At 40.3% G+C, this 17,401-nt stretch carries 11 protein-coding genes; all 11 read right to left on the bottom strand.

The genetic code is table 11. From position 1 onward, the window contains the following. Positions 1–7 precede the first annotated feature (7 nt). The 11 genes from ACSZOX_RS20425 to ACSZOX_RS20375 all read right to left on the bottom strand — a co-directional run bounded on the left by ACSZOX_RS20425 (position 8) and on the right by ACSZOX_RS20375 (position 17,340). On the bottom strand, positions 8–976 hold the full coding sequence (locus ACSZOX_RS20425) for a hypothetical protein (RefSeq protein ID WP_437922060.1): 969 nt from the start codon (positions 974–976) through the stop codon (positions 8–10). Positions 977–1,012: 36 nt separating this feature from the next. After that, entirely contained in the window at positions 1,013–2,155 is a 1,143-nt protein-coding gene (locus tag ACSZOX_RS20420; RefSeq protein WP_437922059.1) for a DUF4859 domain-containing protein, read from the bottom strand. A 20-nt stretch (positions 2,156–2,175) separates the two neighbouring features. Further along, on the bottom strand, positions 2,176–3,651 hold the full coding sequence (locus ACSZOX_RS20415; protein WP_437922058.1) for a RagB/SusD family nutrient uptake outer membrane protein: 1,476 nt from the start codon (positions 3,649–3,651) through the stop codon (positions 2,176–2,178). 16 nt (positions 3,652–3,667) lie between these two features. Then, positions 3,668–6,832, bottom strand: coding sequence for a SusC/RagA family TonB-linked outer membrane protein (locus ACSZOX_RS20410; protein WP_437922057.1), 3,165 nt, complete (start codon positions 6,830–6,832; stop codon positions 3,668–3,670). A gap of 384 nt (positions 6,833–7,216) precedes the next feature. Then, the gene (locus tag ACSZOX_RS20405) at positions 7,217–9,454 is read right to left on the bottom strand and encodes a DPP IV N-terminal domain-containing protein (protein ID WP_437922056.1); all 2,238 of its coding nucleotides are present in this window, start codon (positions 9,452–9,454) and stop codon (positions 7,217–7,219) included. Beyond that, the gene (locus tag ACSZOX_RS20400) at positions 9,447–10,865 is read right to left on the bottom strand and encodes an APC family permease (RefSeq protein WP_437922055.1); all 1,419 of its coding nucleotides are present in this window, start codon (positions 10,863–10,865) and stop codon (positions 9,447–9,449) included. Before ACSZOX_RS20400 ends, ACSZOX_RS20405 begins: the two co-directional genes overlap by 8 nt. An 11-nt stretch (positions 10,866–10,876) precedes the next feature. Continuing rightward, complete coding sequence (locus ACSZOX_RS20395; RefSeq protein WP_437922054.1) at positions 10,877–12,571, bottom strand: DUF885 family protein; 1,695 nt, start codon at positions 12,569–12,571, stop codon at positions 10,877–10,879. A 97-nt stretch (positions 12,572–12,668) separates the two neighbouring features. Continuing rightward, positions 12,669–13,928 carry an NAD(P)/FAD-dependent oxidoreductase gene (locus ACSZOX_RS20390; protein ID WP_437922053.1) on the bottom strand — a complete coding sequence of 420 codons (1,260 nt, stop codon included), beginning with the start codon at positions 13,926–13,928 and terminating at the stop codon, positions 12,669–12,671. A gap of 31 nt (positions 13,929–13,959) precedes the next feature. Next, positions 13,960–14,958 carry a 4-hydroxyproline epimerase gene (locus tag ACSZOX_RS20385; RefSeq protein ID WP_437922052.1) on the bottom strand — a complete coding sequence of 333 codons (999 nt, stop codon included), beginning with the start codon at positions 14,956–14,958 and terminating at the stop codon, positions 13,960–13,962. A gap of 14 nt (positions 14,959–14,972) precedes the next feature. After that, positions 14,973–16,436: an aldehyde dehydrogenase (NADP(+)) gene (locus ACSZOX_RS20380; RefSeq protein ID WP_437922051.1), complete on the bottom strand. Its 1,464-nt coding sequence runs from the start codon at positions 16,434–16,436 to the stop codon at positions 14,973–14,975. Between the two features lie 4 nt (positions 16,437–16,440). Continuing rightward, the gene (locus ACSZOX_RS20375; RefSeq protein ID WP_437922050.1) at positions 16,441–17,340 is read right to left on the bottom strand and encodes a dihydrodipicolinate synthase family protein; all 900 of its coding nucleotides are present in this window, start codon (positions 17,338–17,340) and stop codon (positions 16,441–16,443) included. Positions 17,341–17,401 lie beyond the last annotated feature (61 nt).

The following is a 17,401-nucleotide window of genomic DNA, read 5'->3' as shown; positions in this document are numbered from 1 at the left end:
CGATCAACTAAACACGACTCAATGTCAAAAACCTAAAGCGAACGATATACGTACCTTTCCTATAGTACTTTACGGTAGTAACCGGGTTTAGATTTCTACCCAAACTATTCGCTGTTCCTACAACACGGTAATAACAGATTGGATCACCGGACCAGTAGGTCGATCCGATGTATATACCGCTAATAATGGGATAAACCAACCCTGAAACGTCTGGAAACTCATAAACCAATGCGGTATCTGTCACTTCTTCCGGATAATAAGGAGACCAGTTCTTGAATGTGGGACGATCCCCCCGCTTTATTACCTGACCAGCTTTCGGACTAAAGGCTTTTCCATCCTTATCCAACCACATATAGACAATTTTATTTTCGCCTTCAGGAATGTACTCCACATCTACTCTGTAATTTGAATATGACGTAAAATTATCCTCGGCCCCATAATCTGAACTGGTACAAGCTTGATAGAAAATAGAATCTATCTTCGCGCCAATAATATCAAAATCTAATGCATTATTTATCGTCCTTTTGCCTACAAGATTGCTCACTTCAATATCAATCGTATAGGAACCAGCGTTTACAAAATTCGTCGCTTGCGTAAACCCCACTCTTCCACCGACCGTATTTACCATCAAAGGTGGATACATCGATTTACCAATCTTTGCATTTAACTGTTCCAATGTTGTATCCCGCCAAGTGACTTCTCCCAGATAAGTGGAAATTTCTTGTTCTTCCAAAAATTCAGGAGCTAGTTCCCCAGTTTCCTTGTTACGAATAGCAAGAAGATTGACCGTCAACGGTGTTGTACTCCCATTGGAAATCAGGGGGTCTGTATAAACTACCGATCCCTGATTTACCTGAAGATTTTCTACATTGTAGCGGAAAGTCTCGCTAAGATAACCTTCCTCACTTGGCTTGCATTTGTATAGTACGGAACATGCTACTAAAAAACATACATTCCAGAATATCTTTTTTTTCATTTCTCTTTTCGTTTAGATCAACAACATTGTCAATTTCTATTTAATAGTAATATTAAATACAAAATTAGCTTGCAAATCACTTTTACCTGTTTGTTTATACACCAAGGCCTGTTTAACAGTATACGTTTTTCCTATTTCTGCTTTATTCGGGTATTGCAATATTCCAAATGTCATAGTAGAAGCTGTTAGCTCTGAAACGATGACAGCATCAGTTCCCCAACTGCATGTTTTTCCAGTAGCATCAAACCAATGTCCAGGCGCATTTGCTGTACTGTTTGGATTAAGTGTACCATCTGGTTCGACGGCGTAATAGGTGATGCTGTTACCGATTAACCCCGGAATATAACCCGAACTTACGCCATAAAAACTAGCTAATCTCGATAACATTGTAGCTGCATTTAAACCTGAGTAATCAACTGCATCAAAGTCCATTTCTAACTCGTATGTGAATGTTATTTGATTACCAGATTGAACAACCTCGGCGATATCCTTTTTAAGGACAAAACCATCGATAAATGTATGTGTATTTGCTAATACGTGCAATAAAGTTCCTGATGATGTTTTGATTCCTGTTGTTTGGCACAATACACGCGTATCTACTTTATCGTCTTCTTTGGTTGTGATTACGCCATCCGCACCGACTTGGTCTGGTTCTCCATGAACCTTCACATAATATAAATAGTAAGCAGGCTGATAAGACCAAGCCAACTGTGCCTGTTTTTGTTTATGATATACAAACCCATCTATCCCAGCTGCATTGGTTACTGCTCCATAACTAGTTATAGGCCCATTATCTAAACTATATTGTGCATCATTGCAAATATAAACTCGAACAGAATCGACGGGGATTTCCTCTAAGAATTGACTAAAGGGATACTGGGCATTTTCATCAATGTTTGTAACCGAATCCTTTTTCAATTGATAATACCTATTCACCGAATAATCCGATGGTGCCCAAAATGTTTTAGCATTATTAATCTCCTCCTTTAAGTTAAAGTGGTCAATCACCAACAGTAACGTATCAAACATACCGTTTGGATGGGAAGCTAAATAATCATAAGTCGTCTGATCAACTTCAGCAACGTGCAAACCATCGTCCGTTAAGTAAGCAGCTTTTTTACAAGAAGAAAAGCTCAATACCGAAAACCATATCCCAATTAAAATATATAAATTTTTCATTTCCTTATCCTTTATATTAATTACATATTGACAGTACCCCAATACGGTGTCTGCTTCAGCAATGGATTGGTAGACAACAGTCCTGGATCAAAAGGCCAATAGTACTTCTTTGCATGAAACTGAGATGCGTTCATTTTTGTATCGGGGAATTTAAATACATTGAAATTTTTATACAATCGTATAAGATCGTAAAAGCGATGTCCTTCCAAAAACAATTCACGTGCGCGTTCATCAAAAATCTCTTCTATGAGTTCTCCATTACCATCCCAGTCTTTTAAACCAGCACGATCCCGGACTTCGTTTAAGATAATTTCTGCATCTCCTCCTTTATTTATAGCCACCAATGCTTCTGCTTTCAACAACTTGACATCGGAATAACGGAAAACAACTATGTTGTTTTTAATAATCGCAACTGCATTGGATGTTTCATTGGTATAACTCACATTAGAATACTTTCTACAAATCACATAATCTGAACTTTTTTCTGTATTAAAAATGCTTTCCAAGCGTTTATCTCCATCATCATATAGGGAATCTATCTGAGCTGGTAGAATATTGAAGCGAGGATTTTCTTGCGATCGAAGATAGGGCGCAGCCAACGTGTAATAACCAATACCTAACGTTGTACCTTCATTATTCTCGCTCTGCGATACTTCAAAAATAGCTTCATTGGATTGACCTTTGAACATTTCACGATAAGCGGTACTATCTCGAGATACATAACTGTAGTAACCGCTGTTTAAAACAGAGTCAGCTGCTTTTATGACTTGTTCATAATCACCTTGCCAAGCACTCAAGTGTGCTTGTAAAGCAAATGCCGCACCTTTGTTTCCACGAAGGGCAAAATCTGAAGATGCTATATTATCCCATTCCAATAGAGAGAGTGCTTTGGTTAAATCGGCTTGACACTGCGCTAAGATTTCTCCTTCTGTAGCTGCAGCATGATTAACGGCATCAACCGGCTGTACAGATTCTGTAATCAATGGTACTCCCCCCCAAACACGCGACATATAGAAATAGGTAAAAGCGCGAATAAAATAAGCTTCTCCAATATAATAATTTCGTATATCTTCACTATCAAAAACATCTGCCTCCATTTTAGGTAAATTTTGAATTACCCGATTAGCCTGATCGATAACTTGATAAAAGATATCATATCGACGTAGCCGTAAAAGAGAGTTTCCCGTTTCTGATGAAGCAACAGAATAACTCCAGTCCATTTTAATAATTTGATCGAAAGGAGCTCCAATTGCAGCTGATGAAAATTCGTCCGATGCGAGGTCTCCATAAGCATAAAAGCTTATTCCTCCCCCATAATTAAAAGCTTTTCGTAGTAAGGCATACATAGCCGCTGTGGCAGCATTAGCGTCAGATTGGGTTTTCCAGAAGTTTTCTTCCGTGGCTGAACTGACTGGTTCTATATCTAAAAATTTATTACAGCTGTAAGTTGAAAACAAGATGACAACTAACAATAAACTAATTATTTTTCTTTTCATGTCTTTACAATTTAAGTTAAAAGGTCACGTCTAGGCCAATTGTCCATTTTTTTGGAATAGGATATCCATTTCCTGTAGAATAACCATTGGCTTCTACCGCTTCCGGATCAGGAACTGTAGACCAAGATTTTATAGCAATGTTATCGAGTACACCATAAACACGAAGCATTTTTAGTTTCAGACGCTCTGTAATAGATTTTGGAAAGGTATAGCTTAATTGAACATTTTTGAACCGGATAAAACTTGCATTTTCGACAAAGGTGCTATTTGCGATGTGCCAATTATCAACGGTATTGCGAAACAAAGTCGGAAACTTCGTTTGATCCCCATCTTTCATCCAAAAATCATTCAGATCATAATCACCAGCGATTCCCGAACTTGTTCCCCAAGTACTGTACAATGTAGATGAACCTGCATCTTGTAATTTGTCAGATAGATAACCATTCCATAATGTACGTCCAAAAATAAAAGTGATTAAGGTAGACACCGAGAAGTTCTTATATGAAAACTGATTCATTAAACCACCTTGAAAATCGGGATTTGGATTTCCCATATCGATTTTATCGTTATCGTCTATAATATAATCTCCGTTTAAATCGGCACGACGAGGATCTCCAGCCTGGTAATACTGACCTGTACCTGCATGATATAGACGATTACCTGTTAGTGGATCAACAGGAACATCAGCGTCTGTAGCAAATACACCATCCACTTGCCAAACTTTAAACGGGTATAAAGGTTGCCCGACATTTAAAGCGCGTTCCATCCAAGTTGGACCAACTTTAATTTCTTGTCCTCCATTAGGTAATTTAGTGACATAATTTCTGTTGTAAGCAATATTAAAATTCGTCACCCATTGAAATGCTGATTCTGGTCGCATATTTCGCGAAACAACCGTAAGCTCTACCCCACTGTTTCGCACGCTGATAAAGTTGTTAGAAATTGTGGAATATCCCGAAGTAGCAGGCATATTTAAATCGTAAAGTAGATCCTTAGAATCCCTAACATAAAATTCAGGAGTAATTGTAATACGATCGTGCAAAAGATTCATATCCAAGCCTAAATTAAATTGTGGTGAGGTTTCCCATTTTATATTCGTAGAAGAAGCTGAACTTGCGTAATCAGGGTAAACGACATTGACGCCGTTGTATGTAAATTGAGATCCACTGATACCACTATCCATTACCGATCCATTATAGGCCCCATCAAAAGACAATGTCGTATAGCGGGCATATAAGGATCCTGGATCTCGACCGGTAAGTCCGTAACTAGCTCTTAATTTAAAGAAGGAGATTGCACCTTTTAAGGGTTCAAAAAAGGGTTCTTCAGAAAGTACCCATCCTGCAGAAATGGATGGAAAAATACCCCAGCGATTTTCCGGACTGTATCGTGATGAAGCATCCATACGATAACTGGCTGAAACCAGATACTTATCCTTGTAATCATAGCTTAGCCGACCAAAGAAAGAAGCTCGGGATCGTTCAGTAATCGTAGCGTAACCATACAAATCTGCTCCGGAAGGAATTCCCGTAACGGTTTTAATATACTCGCTATTATCACTGTAGCCATAAAGATAACTGTTGTTGGAGGTATTTCGTTCAATACCTGTCCCTAAAACAGCACTGATATTATGAACATCATTTATACTTTTGATATAATTAAAATAAGTTTCCCATTCCCAACGCTTATTTTGATTGACCCAGTTTTGTGCATAGTTTCGGTTTCCTGTTAATAATGCCGGTTGGTACAAATCTCTAGTATTATTGTTCACATTAAAAGAAAACTGTGACCGAAGAGATAATCCATTGACGATAAATTTCTTGATGGTTCCCGCGAAATTTCCATTTAAACTAAATGTATTATCTTTATCCAACAAGCCGTCGTATCGCCCTGTGTAAATAGCCTCTTCTTGTTCAGTAATTTGATAAAATGATGAAGGAAAACCCCAAGAGTTAAATGGATACTTTGCATCACTACCAGATCCATGCTTTGCTTTGGTAAATCCTGCAAAGATATTGGTCTCAAACTGGAAATTATCCGTTGGATTCACTTGTAATAAAAGACGTGGAGTTAAGCTCTCATTTTCAAAGCCCATCATCACACCCTCTTCGTAATAACGTTGTGCGGAAAAACGATAGAGAAATTTTTCCATGGTAGCACCAATACTTACATTCACATTGTTAATGTTTGCTGATTGTAAGAAGAGACCTTGCCAATCGGTATTGTTATTAAAGGATGGATTTAGACTGTCAGTTAACATCTGACTGATAGAGCCATCGTTAAACCAATCGTAAGAACCGCCATTGTAGAGGAGATCCATTTTCATCCTTCTCTCTGCTGCTCCTACAGTAATCGGTTTCATAGATGGTCGATCTGACACTCCATTATACGCTGATATACGAATCTCTGGTTTTCCAAAAGCAGGACGTTTAGTCTTAATGATAATCACCCCATTGGCAGCACGGGCACCATAGATAGCTGACGCAGAAGCATCTTTCAACACATCAACTGATTCAATATCGTTGGGATTGATGGCCTGCAAAGGACTAGAGTTCCCGTAAGCGGCCTGAATATCACTTACATCGTAAATAATGTTATCGATAACATACAAAGGAGACTGTATAGCATTATCTGCTAAGCCTAAGTTACTTGATCCCCGTATATTCACGATATTATTGGTTCCTGGTTCGCCAGAGGTACTCATTACGTTTAAGCCCGCTACACGTCCCTGCAACATGGCATCAAAAGTTGCATAAGGTGTATTTTCAAAATCTTTTCCTTTCACAGAGGCAATGGCACCTGTCGTCTTTCGACGCTGTACGTCTTGGTACCCCATGATGACAACTTCATCCAGCCCTGCCGCATCTTCTTTCATCACAATGTCTACGATTTCGTTCCCAGACTTAACGGCATATTCTTGCTTTAAATAACCAACAGAGCTGAAAACCAACATCGGTTTTGCGGATTGTATCGATATCTTAAATCTACCTCCAGCCTCTGTCTTTGTACCATTATTCGCGCCTTTCTCCGAGACGCTAACATCAGCAAGTGGCTTGCCTTGCTCATCTTTTACTACGCCGGAAATAACACGCTGCTGTGCATAGAGCTGACCGCTCAGCAAAAACAGCATCATTAAAATACCTAGTAGGATTTTCTTGGGGGGATGTTCATGCATATTCATAATTATTAATAAGTGTATAGTTTAAGCTCAATAATTTCAATCTCAGATCGCTTGTCATTTAATCAAGCATATCTTTATAGAATCTTGGAATCACTTACTTTGCCTCACAAAAAACATTGGCAACTTTATTGGTTAGTATCTATTTTGTTGCAATTCTATATTCCAAATTTAGCAGAAGACAAATCTAGATTTTAATCTGATTTTGCTTACTCATCACCATATTTTAACTGGCTTATTCGCACCTATTTTAGCATTTGCTAAAACCAAAACTATTTCGATATGACGACTAGTCTCTAATTACGGATATAATTAATAAAGGCGATGTATAGCAAAAAAGGCTGCCCAGATAGAGCAGCCTTTAGCAAGAAGTATGAAATGTTTGTGTTAATTCTGGTTCCAAAGAGGCGGATTAACGCCCATTAAATGCTTTACAAAAAAGTCGCGTCGTTTTTTCTCTCCATACTCTCCACCTGAGGAATGCCCCATACCAGGTACAACGATCAGCTCATGGTCTTTATTTGCTTTGATAAGAGCATTGGTTAATTGATAGGTAGAAGATGGGTCCACGTTGTCATCCAGCTCCCCGACGATAAGCATCAACTTACCTTGCAAATTCGCTGCATGCTCAATATTCGAACAATCAGCATATTCTGGACCAATTGGCCAGCCCATCCACTGTTCATTCCACCAAATTTTATCCATTCGGTTATCATGGCATCCACAAGAAGATACCGCAACTTTATAAAACTCAGGATGGAATAATACTGCTGCCGTAGAGCTCTGCCCTCCCGCTGAGGTTCCATAAATTCCGACATGTTCCAAATCCATGTAAGGGTATTTCTTCGCCGCATCTTTCATCCACAAGATACGGTCTGGAAATCCTGCATCCTTCAAATTTTTCCAGCATACATCATGAAATGCTTTCGAACGATTGGAGGTGCCCATACCGTCAATTTGCACAACAATAAACCCCAATTCAGCTAACTCTTGCATGCCACTGGGATTCGGAATGTAGGTTTTCGGCACAAAAGAACTGTGGGGCCCCGCATAGATATACTCGATTACGGGGTATTTTTTACTTGCATCAAAGTTAGTCGGACGAACAATAATACCCCAGATATCCGTCTGTCCATCCCTAGCCTTCGATGTAAATACTTCAGGTTCTTTCCATCCTGTTGCCAATAGTGCTTGATTGTCGCCTTTTTCTAAGGAAACCTTTATTTTTCCAGATCGATCACGTAAAACAGCAACAGGTGTCTGGTCAATACGGGAATACACATCGACAAAGTAGCTGTAATCAGCATTGAAATAAGCCGTATGGTTCCCATTTTCGTTGGTTAATTCGCGAAAATTACTTCCGTCAAAATTGACACTGTAGTACTGAATCAGATAAGGATCTTGTTTTTTATTCCGTCCGCTTCCCTCCAATATAATCTGCTTGTTTTGCTCATCCACGTAGACGACTTTACGAACAACCCAATCGCCTTTTGTAATCTGATTCACCACTTCACCAGTTGTACCATTATAGCGATACAAGTGGTTCCAACCGTCACGTTCCGAAGCCCAAATGATTTCTTTACCATCCTGTAAATCTTCTCTAAAACGTTTTCCGCTGTAATCGATAAAAGTCTTATTCATTTCATTGATAAGATACCTGCTTTTACCAGCTACCGCATCCAGCTCAACTATGGCATATTGCTGATGTCCGCGTTTGTTAAATTCAAACGTGATGGCTCTACTATCTTGTCGCCATTCTATGCGACTAACGGAAAACTGATTGGCGATTAAACTTGGATCTACAGGTAGAAGAGCATTGGTTTCTAAATTAAAAATTACAGGATAATACTGTGACAAGGCATCACCAGGTTTGGGATAATCGCGTGTCTGTAATTTCGGCTGTAGCTGATCTATTGGGGAAGATTCTAATAAAGTAAGTATACGCACTTCTGCTTTTCTGACCTTACTCCCCGCAATCTTTTTACCGTCTGGCGACCAGTGTAAATGTGCAGCATAGTATTCACCTTGACTGCCATCAAAAGTCAATTGCCTTTCTGACTTTGGATCATCTTTTTTTGCAACATAAATGTTGCTATTTTTAATATAAGCAATTTGCGATTTATCAGGCGATGCTATAGGCTCCCCTTTGCTGTCGTCAAAGCGCTGTCCCCAGTATCCCCCACGTCGATCTCCCTTTTGTTCTTGAATTTTTGTCAAGATATGCTCCTGCCTATTCCACGACCAACTGTACCCCTCATAGTCAAATATGACGACCTGTTGGTCAACACGTGTTATCTTATCCGCGGTGATTGAACGAGGATCTATATCCTTCTTTAATTCTGTTTTTAAGGCTCCGCTCAGCGCATTTATAGCTAGCAAATCAGATTTTACGCCTGATTTTGGATCGACAAGTACCAAGGAGCGTCCTTCAGCAGAATTTTTCTCATACCATAGTAGATCACCAGCCTCATTCCACTTAATTTGTGTAGGGACATCATACAATTTATTACTAATCTTGCCTCGTAAATCTTTTGCACGTTGGTAATCTTGTGCAGTGCCCTGCCCAAGCACACTCCCTATCGTCAGCGAGAAGAGGATTATCGTATTAAAAAATGGTTTAAACATCTGTCTTTCGTTTTTTGTTAACAAGATAATAGATGGGTACTCCTGCTAGAGCAATAACAATACCCGGTACAGTGTAATCTGGCTTATACACGAGCATAAGTATAATAAAAGCAAGCCCCATTACAATATAAATAACAGGCAAAAAAGGATAGCCAAGCGCCTTATAGGGGCGGTCTAAATCTGGACGTGTATACCTCAGCCGGATAACTCCTGCTACGGCCAACACATAAAAAACCACGACTACGCAAGTAATCATATCCAGCAAATCGCCATATTTTCCACTCAAACACCATAGAGAAGCAACCAAACATTGAATCCACAAAGCGTAAGCTGGAACAGCATTTTTATTTAATATACCTACTTTTTTAAAGAAAAGACCATCTTGAGCCATAGAGTAATAAACCCTTGCTCCAGCCAAAATAATTCCATTGTTACAACCGAACGTACTGATCATAATCATCACGGCTATAATGGTTATTCCAAAAGGCCCAAATATCTCTTGGGCGGCACTCATTGCTACCCGATCTTTTGGTGCGTTGACCATTTGATGCAAATCCAAAACACCAGTATACATTAGATTCGTTACGATATAAATAACCGTAACAATAGTAGTTCCTAAGGCCAGACTGAGGCCAATATTACGCTGCGGATTTTTAATTTCTCCAGCTACAGATGATGACGAATGCCATGAGTCGCTGCTAAATAGAGCTCCCACCATAGCAGCAGATATAGCACCAAATGCACCGAAAGTACTGTAATCTTCAAAAGAACCATCTAAATTGAGGCGACGAAGTTTCCATACATCTTCAGTGAGCCAATTGACATTCCATATCTCATACTTAAAGGCAATAAAACCAAATAAAACCAACAATAGTAAGCTGAAAATTTTAATTAACGTCAAAGTTGTCTGCACTCTTTTTCCACTGTTAATGCCTCTTGAATTGATGAAAGTGAGCACAATAATAACGACAATGGACAACACCTGTGCAGAGGATATTCGATAATCGCCTAATACCAATAAATAGACATCTTCGTCCAGAAAGGGGAATAAGTAAGCTGTAAATTTAGCAAATGCTACGCCTACAGCTGCTATCGTAGCCGTCTGAATAACAGCAAAAAATGTCCAACCGAAAACAAAACTGACCAAGGGGGTATAAGCTTCACGGAGGTACACATATTGTCCTCCGGCTTTAGGAAACATTGCGCTGAGTTCGCCATAGCTGAGTGCTGCGGTAAGAGTCATGAATCCACAGATCACCCAAATTAACATCATCCAGCCTGCGGATCCTGTATTTCGGGCAATATCAGCAGATACAATAAATATACCCGAACCTATCATACTGCCGACAACTAGCATCGTTGCGTCGAGCAGGCTCATCGACTTTCGAAAAGATTGATTTGTATTCTCCATCGATGTAGCGTTTAATTGAATTTGTAAAATTTCCAGGAAGCTTCATGGTCAGCTGATAAATTTTGTTTGGTCATGATCGCACGTAACATTTCCATTGGCATGTAGTTTTCTTTTATTACTTGGTCGTGGAAAGCTTTGTAAGACATTTTACCCGTATCAACCAGTTCATTTTTTATGCTCATTAATTGTAGACCTCCTACAAGATAGGCTAATTGATACAAGGGACTATAACCGCCTTCGAACGAACGCTTGACTTCACCATGCGCATTTGCTTTTTCAAAACCTACTTTATCTACTAAATAGTTAATACATTGCTGAGGTGTCCATTCTCCCAAATGGAATTTAATACTGAACGTGATACGTGCACAACGGTGCATACGCCAGAATAACATGCCTATACGCTCTTCAGGTGTATGTGCAAAGCCTTTACTATAAAGAAGCAACTCCCAATATAACGTCCATCCTTCGGTCCAGAAAGGTGTGTTGAAAGCTTCTTCACGGTAAGGTTTATAACGTCTATTCATAAAATATTGAAGATGATGCCCAGGATTAAGCTCATGTTGCACAGTTCCTCGGGAGAAGTAAGGATTGTTTCCACGCATACTCATCAACTTTTGCTCCTGTGTCATCCCGTCGGTAGGGTAAGAAATACTGATTTCTCTACCTCCAGTAAAAAAGGGGTTTACTAGCTGACGTTCTGGTGTCATCATAATCATACCCCAAGTTTCGTCGGCCAAGGCAGGGATATCCATCAGTTCATTTTTCTGTATAAACGCTTGCGCATCGTTATACAGTTTCAGAATTAATTCCGGCTGATGACCTACGGGTACATACGAATTTTTCACCTTCTCCTGTGCAGCTTTCCAATCATCGCCAAAGCCCATTTCACGTGAAGCCTTTAATAATTCAGCTTCACACCAAGCAAATTCCTTATCCGCTAATTTCAATAAGTCGTCAGCCGTATACGCAATCAATTCATCCTTTAACTGCTTGTTGAGTTCTTCTCGTCCAATAGGCGTACCACCGATCATACTGCCGTCGTCAAATACCTTCCAGTCGCTTTTCGAGCTCAACAAATCACTGTAAGCATCTATCTTCGCGGTGAGTTGTTTGTAAGGTTCCGTTCCCCACCACGTGAATAATGGATCATAACCGTGGTAAAAATCATACGAACTCGATAGACGAAGCTTTAAGGATTGCAAAGTGGCTTTTAAAAAGTTTACGTCTTGGTAGGGTAATGACGAAATGGATTCCATTTTCTGCATAGCCTCTTGCACCTGAGCATAAGCGACTTGTAATTTCTTGGCCATATCCTCCCCATCGATCGCAGTTCCCCTTCTGCGCAATTTCTCGAAACCGTAAATTTCCTTTGCCAATGGTAAATAAATTTCCAGACGTTGGTACTGCGATTTTTTTGCGGTCAATTGCTCGATGTCCTGTTTAATTTTTCGTTTTAACAATACAAAATCAACCTGACCATCCGTCTCCAATGCTTTATACGGAAAGGCTTTAAGTTTGTCTAAGTAAGATTGATCCAGATCAAGCAAACGTTGCACCTGCTCCGGTGATTCTGCGGCGCGTTGATATCCCCAGCCTTTAGGCATGGGACCATAGAAATAATTTAAGGCTTGGACATCGTGCCCATATTGAACGATAAGAGGTTCCACTGGCGTGGTGTGGTTGTATAAGCTTTGGTCTTGAGCCATAATGTTAGTGTAAGAAAAGAACAACATACTACAGAATGCAGCTTTTCTAGTTAGGGAAAGGATGTTTTTCATGTCTTATTTAGATTTTAGACCGCTTTTAGTCAAATCTATCGGGGCTAAAAGCGCTGATGTCAGTTTCGGTTTTTCTGCCAGATAATAAATCGGCGACTGCTTTTCCAAATGCGGGTCCTAAGCTCAATCCCATCATCCCTCCGCCAGCTGCAAGCGTCACATTTGCGAGTTTGGATATACGTCCTAGATACGGCAATCCGTCTGGTGGACATGGCCTATAACCGAACCATATTTTATCTTCTGGATAAGGAACATCAAATGTAGGAAAGTACTTCGGTATAGATTCGACAATACCTTTTACTCTATTTGTATATATTGTATCATTCGCAGGCCCAAGTTCCATAGTACCGCTAAAACGAATCTGTCCATTCATTGGAGTAACCGCTACACGTGCCTCCAGCAACAACGCAGCATGCTTGAGTGACTGTCCCTCCTCTGGGCTATACATAAACGAATATCCCTTGCCGGGCATCAATGGGGTTTTCAAACCTAACTTAGCAGTTAGCTGTGGCAAGTAAGCACCAGCTGTTACCACGATTTCATCTGCCGAAAAACTACCTTTGTTGGTCAGTACTTCTTTGACTTGACGTGATGAAGTCGTAAAACGAAGAACGTCCGTATGCTCATGAAATGTGACTCCAGAATGCTTCAGATAGTTTATAAGCTGTTTCATCAACTTGGGTGGATAAAGCTTTCCATCGCATTTGTAGAATGCAGCCCCTAACACATCCATCTTCAATTGAGGTTCCAAAGCCTGAACTTGTGCTGCATCCAGCATTTCCACGTCTAGTTGCAGATCCTGTGCTCGCTTAGCTAACTCAGCTTCCTCATGTTCGACCTCCTTGGTTTTATACAAAAACATAATGCCATTTTGTTCCAACTCAAAATCGAAGTCAGCTTGCTGTGCCCAGCTATCATAAAGACCACTACTATATAAATTGAGATCCCGAATAGCCTCAGCATGTTTATCCACATGTTGCTTATTGGCATGTTTTAGGAATTTTAATCCCCAGTTCATCAAATTCCAACTTAGATTTGGACGCACATAAAATGGACTTTTACTATCGAACATCCATTTTATACCCTGTGCGACAATACCGGGAGCCGCTAACGGCGTAAAATGACTGGGAACAATCATTCCTGCATTTCCATAGGAACAATTATCGTCTAAGGAGTTCCTTTCCAAGACGACAACTTTCCACCCATCTTGCACTAAATAAAAAGCCGATGATAGCCCTGCTATCCCAGCTCCAATAACTATTACCGTACCTTTATTTTTTTCCACTTTACGCTGTTGTCGTGATTATTAATTTTGATTACATGACTTGGAAGCCTTCTTTGTAAGGATCTTCGTCATCAATAATGATGGTATTGTAACCTGTGATTCTAGCCCAACCTTCTACCGAAGGAATAATAGCAGATTTACCAGCCACGGTCTCTATCGCTTCAATTTTGCCAATAAATTGAGAACCGATATAACTTTCATGTACAAACTCTTCACCGGGTTTTAATTTACCTTTGGCATACCATTGTGCCATACGGGCAGAGGTTCCCGTGCCGCATGGAGAACGATCTAACGCATTTTCTCCCACCAAAACGGCATTCCTTCCTGAAGAATTCGATTTTATAGGCTTTCCTGTCCACTGGATATGGCTCAAACCGTGTATATTCGCATTTTCAGGATGAATAAATTCATACTTTTCATTCAATAACCGCCGAATGATTTTTCCGTAGTGGATAAGCTGGCTTGCTGAGAAGTTACTAATATCCTCGAAATGAGGCTGAGGATCAATAATACCGTAGAAATTTCCGCCATAAGCGACATCCACACGAATTTCCCCTAGGTCTGGACAATCGACCAATAAATCTTCGCTATACAAAAAAGACCGTACATTCGTTAGCTTCACGGTCTCTACTTTTGGTCCTTTTTGGGTATAGTCAATAAGCACAATACCAGCGGGAGTTTCTAATCGCAATTTTCCGGGAACTTTCGGAATCACCAAACCTTCTTCGATTGCAATCGTTACTGTCCCTATTGTGCCATGTCCACACATGGGCAAACAGCCACTTGTTTCAATATACAGAACGCCAATATCATTCTGAGGATCGGAAGGTGGATAAAGCATACTGCCGCTCATCATATCGTGGCCACGAGGCTCAAACATTAAGCCTTTGCGTATCCAATCGTACTCTTCCATAAAATGCAAACGTCTCTCCATCATGGAGTTTCCATTCAGCAGTGGTGCCCCGCCGGTAACCAACCTTACGGGACAGCCACAAGTGTGGGAGTCTATACAAAAAAAAGTCTTCTTCATTTCTTTTACATCTATTATTCCACCGTTCTCTGGTTGTCAACTATTCTTTCAATTTTCAAGGGATTTTCATTTTGAAGTTCCTCGGGCAGAAACTCGTTGGGCCAATTTTGAAAACTTAACGGACGTAAAAAGCGTTTCACGGCGTCGGGTCCAACGGAAGTGAAACGACTATCTGTAGTTGATGGATAAGGCCCTCCATGTTGCATTCCATATACGACTTCAACACCGGTAGGCATTCCGTTAAATAACAGACGTCCACACTTCTCTTGTGCCAGAGTAAATAGATTTTTGTTTTGTGCTACATCTTCTGCTGTAGCTGCAAAGGTTATGGTGAGCTGTCCCCCCAATTTCCCCAATACGAGGGCCATTTCTTCAGAATCAGCACATTCCACCACAAGCCCCGTAGGGCCAAATATCTCCTCACCGAGAAGTGAATTTCCTAAAAAAGTAGTGGCAGATGTACCGTATACGGCTGCCACTGCGCGTGATTCTTCTGTCGAAATTCCATCGCCTAAAAGTGCTACATCGGATTGGTTTGATAAATGAGACTTCGCCTCACTGTACGCTTTTGCAATGCCAGCGTGTAACATGACGGCATCTGTTACTTTTGCTATTTCTTGTGCTAGAAGTAGCTTAAATTGATCGAGCGATTCTCCCTTTATCGCAAGAAGTAGCCCTGGATTGGTACAGAATTGCCCTACACCCAAAGTCAACGAACTGATATATTGAGATGCAAAAGCTGTCAAATTTTGCTCCAGATATTGAGGTAATGCCAAAACAGGATTTACACTTCCCATTTCCGCAAATACAGGAATTGGCTCATTGCGTTGTGTTCCCAGATCAAACAAAGCCTTACCACCGCGGAAAGATCCAGTAAATGCAACAGCCTTTATAATAGGGTGCACAACCAATTGCTCGCCTACAGCATTTGAGCTTCCGGAAATATAGCCAAAGACCTCAGCAGGCGCACCAAATTTCACCAATCCGTCCACAATGGCTTTTGCCATAATTTGGGAAGTTTTAGGATGTCCGGGATGCTCCTTAAATACTACAGAACATCCGGCACCAATAGCACTCGCTGTGTCGCCTCCTGCAGTAGAAAAAGCAAAAGGAAAATTGCTTGCACCAAAAACGGCTACAGGTCCCAGTCCTTTATTATATTTTCTGATGTCTGCCTTGGAAGCACCATCTCCCTTATCAATGCGGGCTTCCGAATAGACACCTTTCCGTACAGCATTTGCGTAAGATCTCCATTGATTGATCGTACGTTGCTTTTCGCCTTGAAGCCTGGGGATAGGCAAAGCAGATTCTGCTTGTGCGGTCGTTATAAGCTCTTCGCCCAAAGCATCAATACTATCAGCGATAGCGTGCATCAGATCAGCACGCTTCGCTAAAGAAATTTCTTGAAGATAGTTATATCCAATTAAAGAATCTTGAATAATACCATGGATTTGTTCATTGGACATTTCGATATACATACAATTAAAATTGAGGTTTTGATGCTAATGCATCATCTATTATTTTATTTACACGTTCTTTTTCTTCACCAACTAACTCTAAACGAGGAGCCCGTGTGTAAGGAGTGCTCAAACCGACCTTGCTTGCTGCCAGCTTGATGTATTGTACTAATTTTGGATGAATATCCAGTTCGAGCAATGGCATAAACCATCTGTACAATTCTAGTGCTTTTTCTATTTCTCCCTTCTTCACCAAATCATACAATACATATGTCTCTTTTGGAAAAGCATCAACCAAGCCTCCGACAAGACCATCTGCACCAACGACAATAGACTCTACGATAATGGTATCCACCCCACCTAGGATCTTTAAACGGTCTCCGAAGCGATTGCGTAGGCGGGTAATATTGGTCAAGTCACGCGTAGACTCTTTGACAGCTTGAATGTTTGGTTCTTGAAGTAACTCTTCAAACATATCCAACGTCACGTTTGTAGCGTAATCGACTGGATTATTATAGATCAAAATAGGAAGTTTTGTACTTTGTGCGATTGTTCTGAAATAAGCCACAACTTCACGATCGTCTCCTTTGTAACGCATAGGAGGTAATACCATCAATCCATCTGCGCCTAACTCTTCTGCTTTTTTCGCAAACTCAACAGCGGCTTTCGTTGTATTTTCTGTGATATTAAGGAGCACTGGTACACGTCCGTTCACGACTTTCAGTGCATAGCTTAATATTTCAAATTTTTCTTCTGTTGTCAACGTACTTGCTTCTCCCAGTGACCCCGAAAAAATCAAGCCATGAATACCTGCTGATAATTGTGCTTCAATATTTATTGAAAGCATCTCAAAATTTAACTCACCATTTTCGTGAAACGGTGTCAACATCGCTGGGAAAATTCCACTCCAATTTAAATTCGCCATAAATAATAATTGTTTTTTTCAAAACTATGGCCTAATAAATTGATATGCTAGTCGAGATTTA

It is taken from the genome of Sphingobacterium sp. LRF_L2 (assembly GCF_965644235.1).
Lineage (GTDB): Bacteria > Bacteroidota > Bacteroidia > Sphingobacteriales > Sphingobacteriaceae > Sphingobacterium.
Note: the sequence above shows the minus strand (reverse complement) of the source record. Positions and strands in the feature narration are given on the sequence as shown.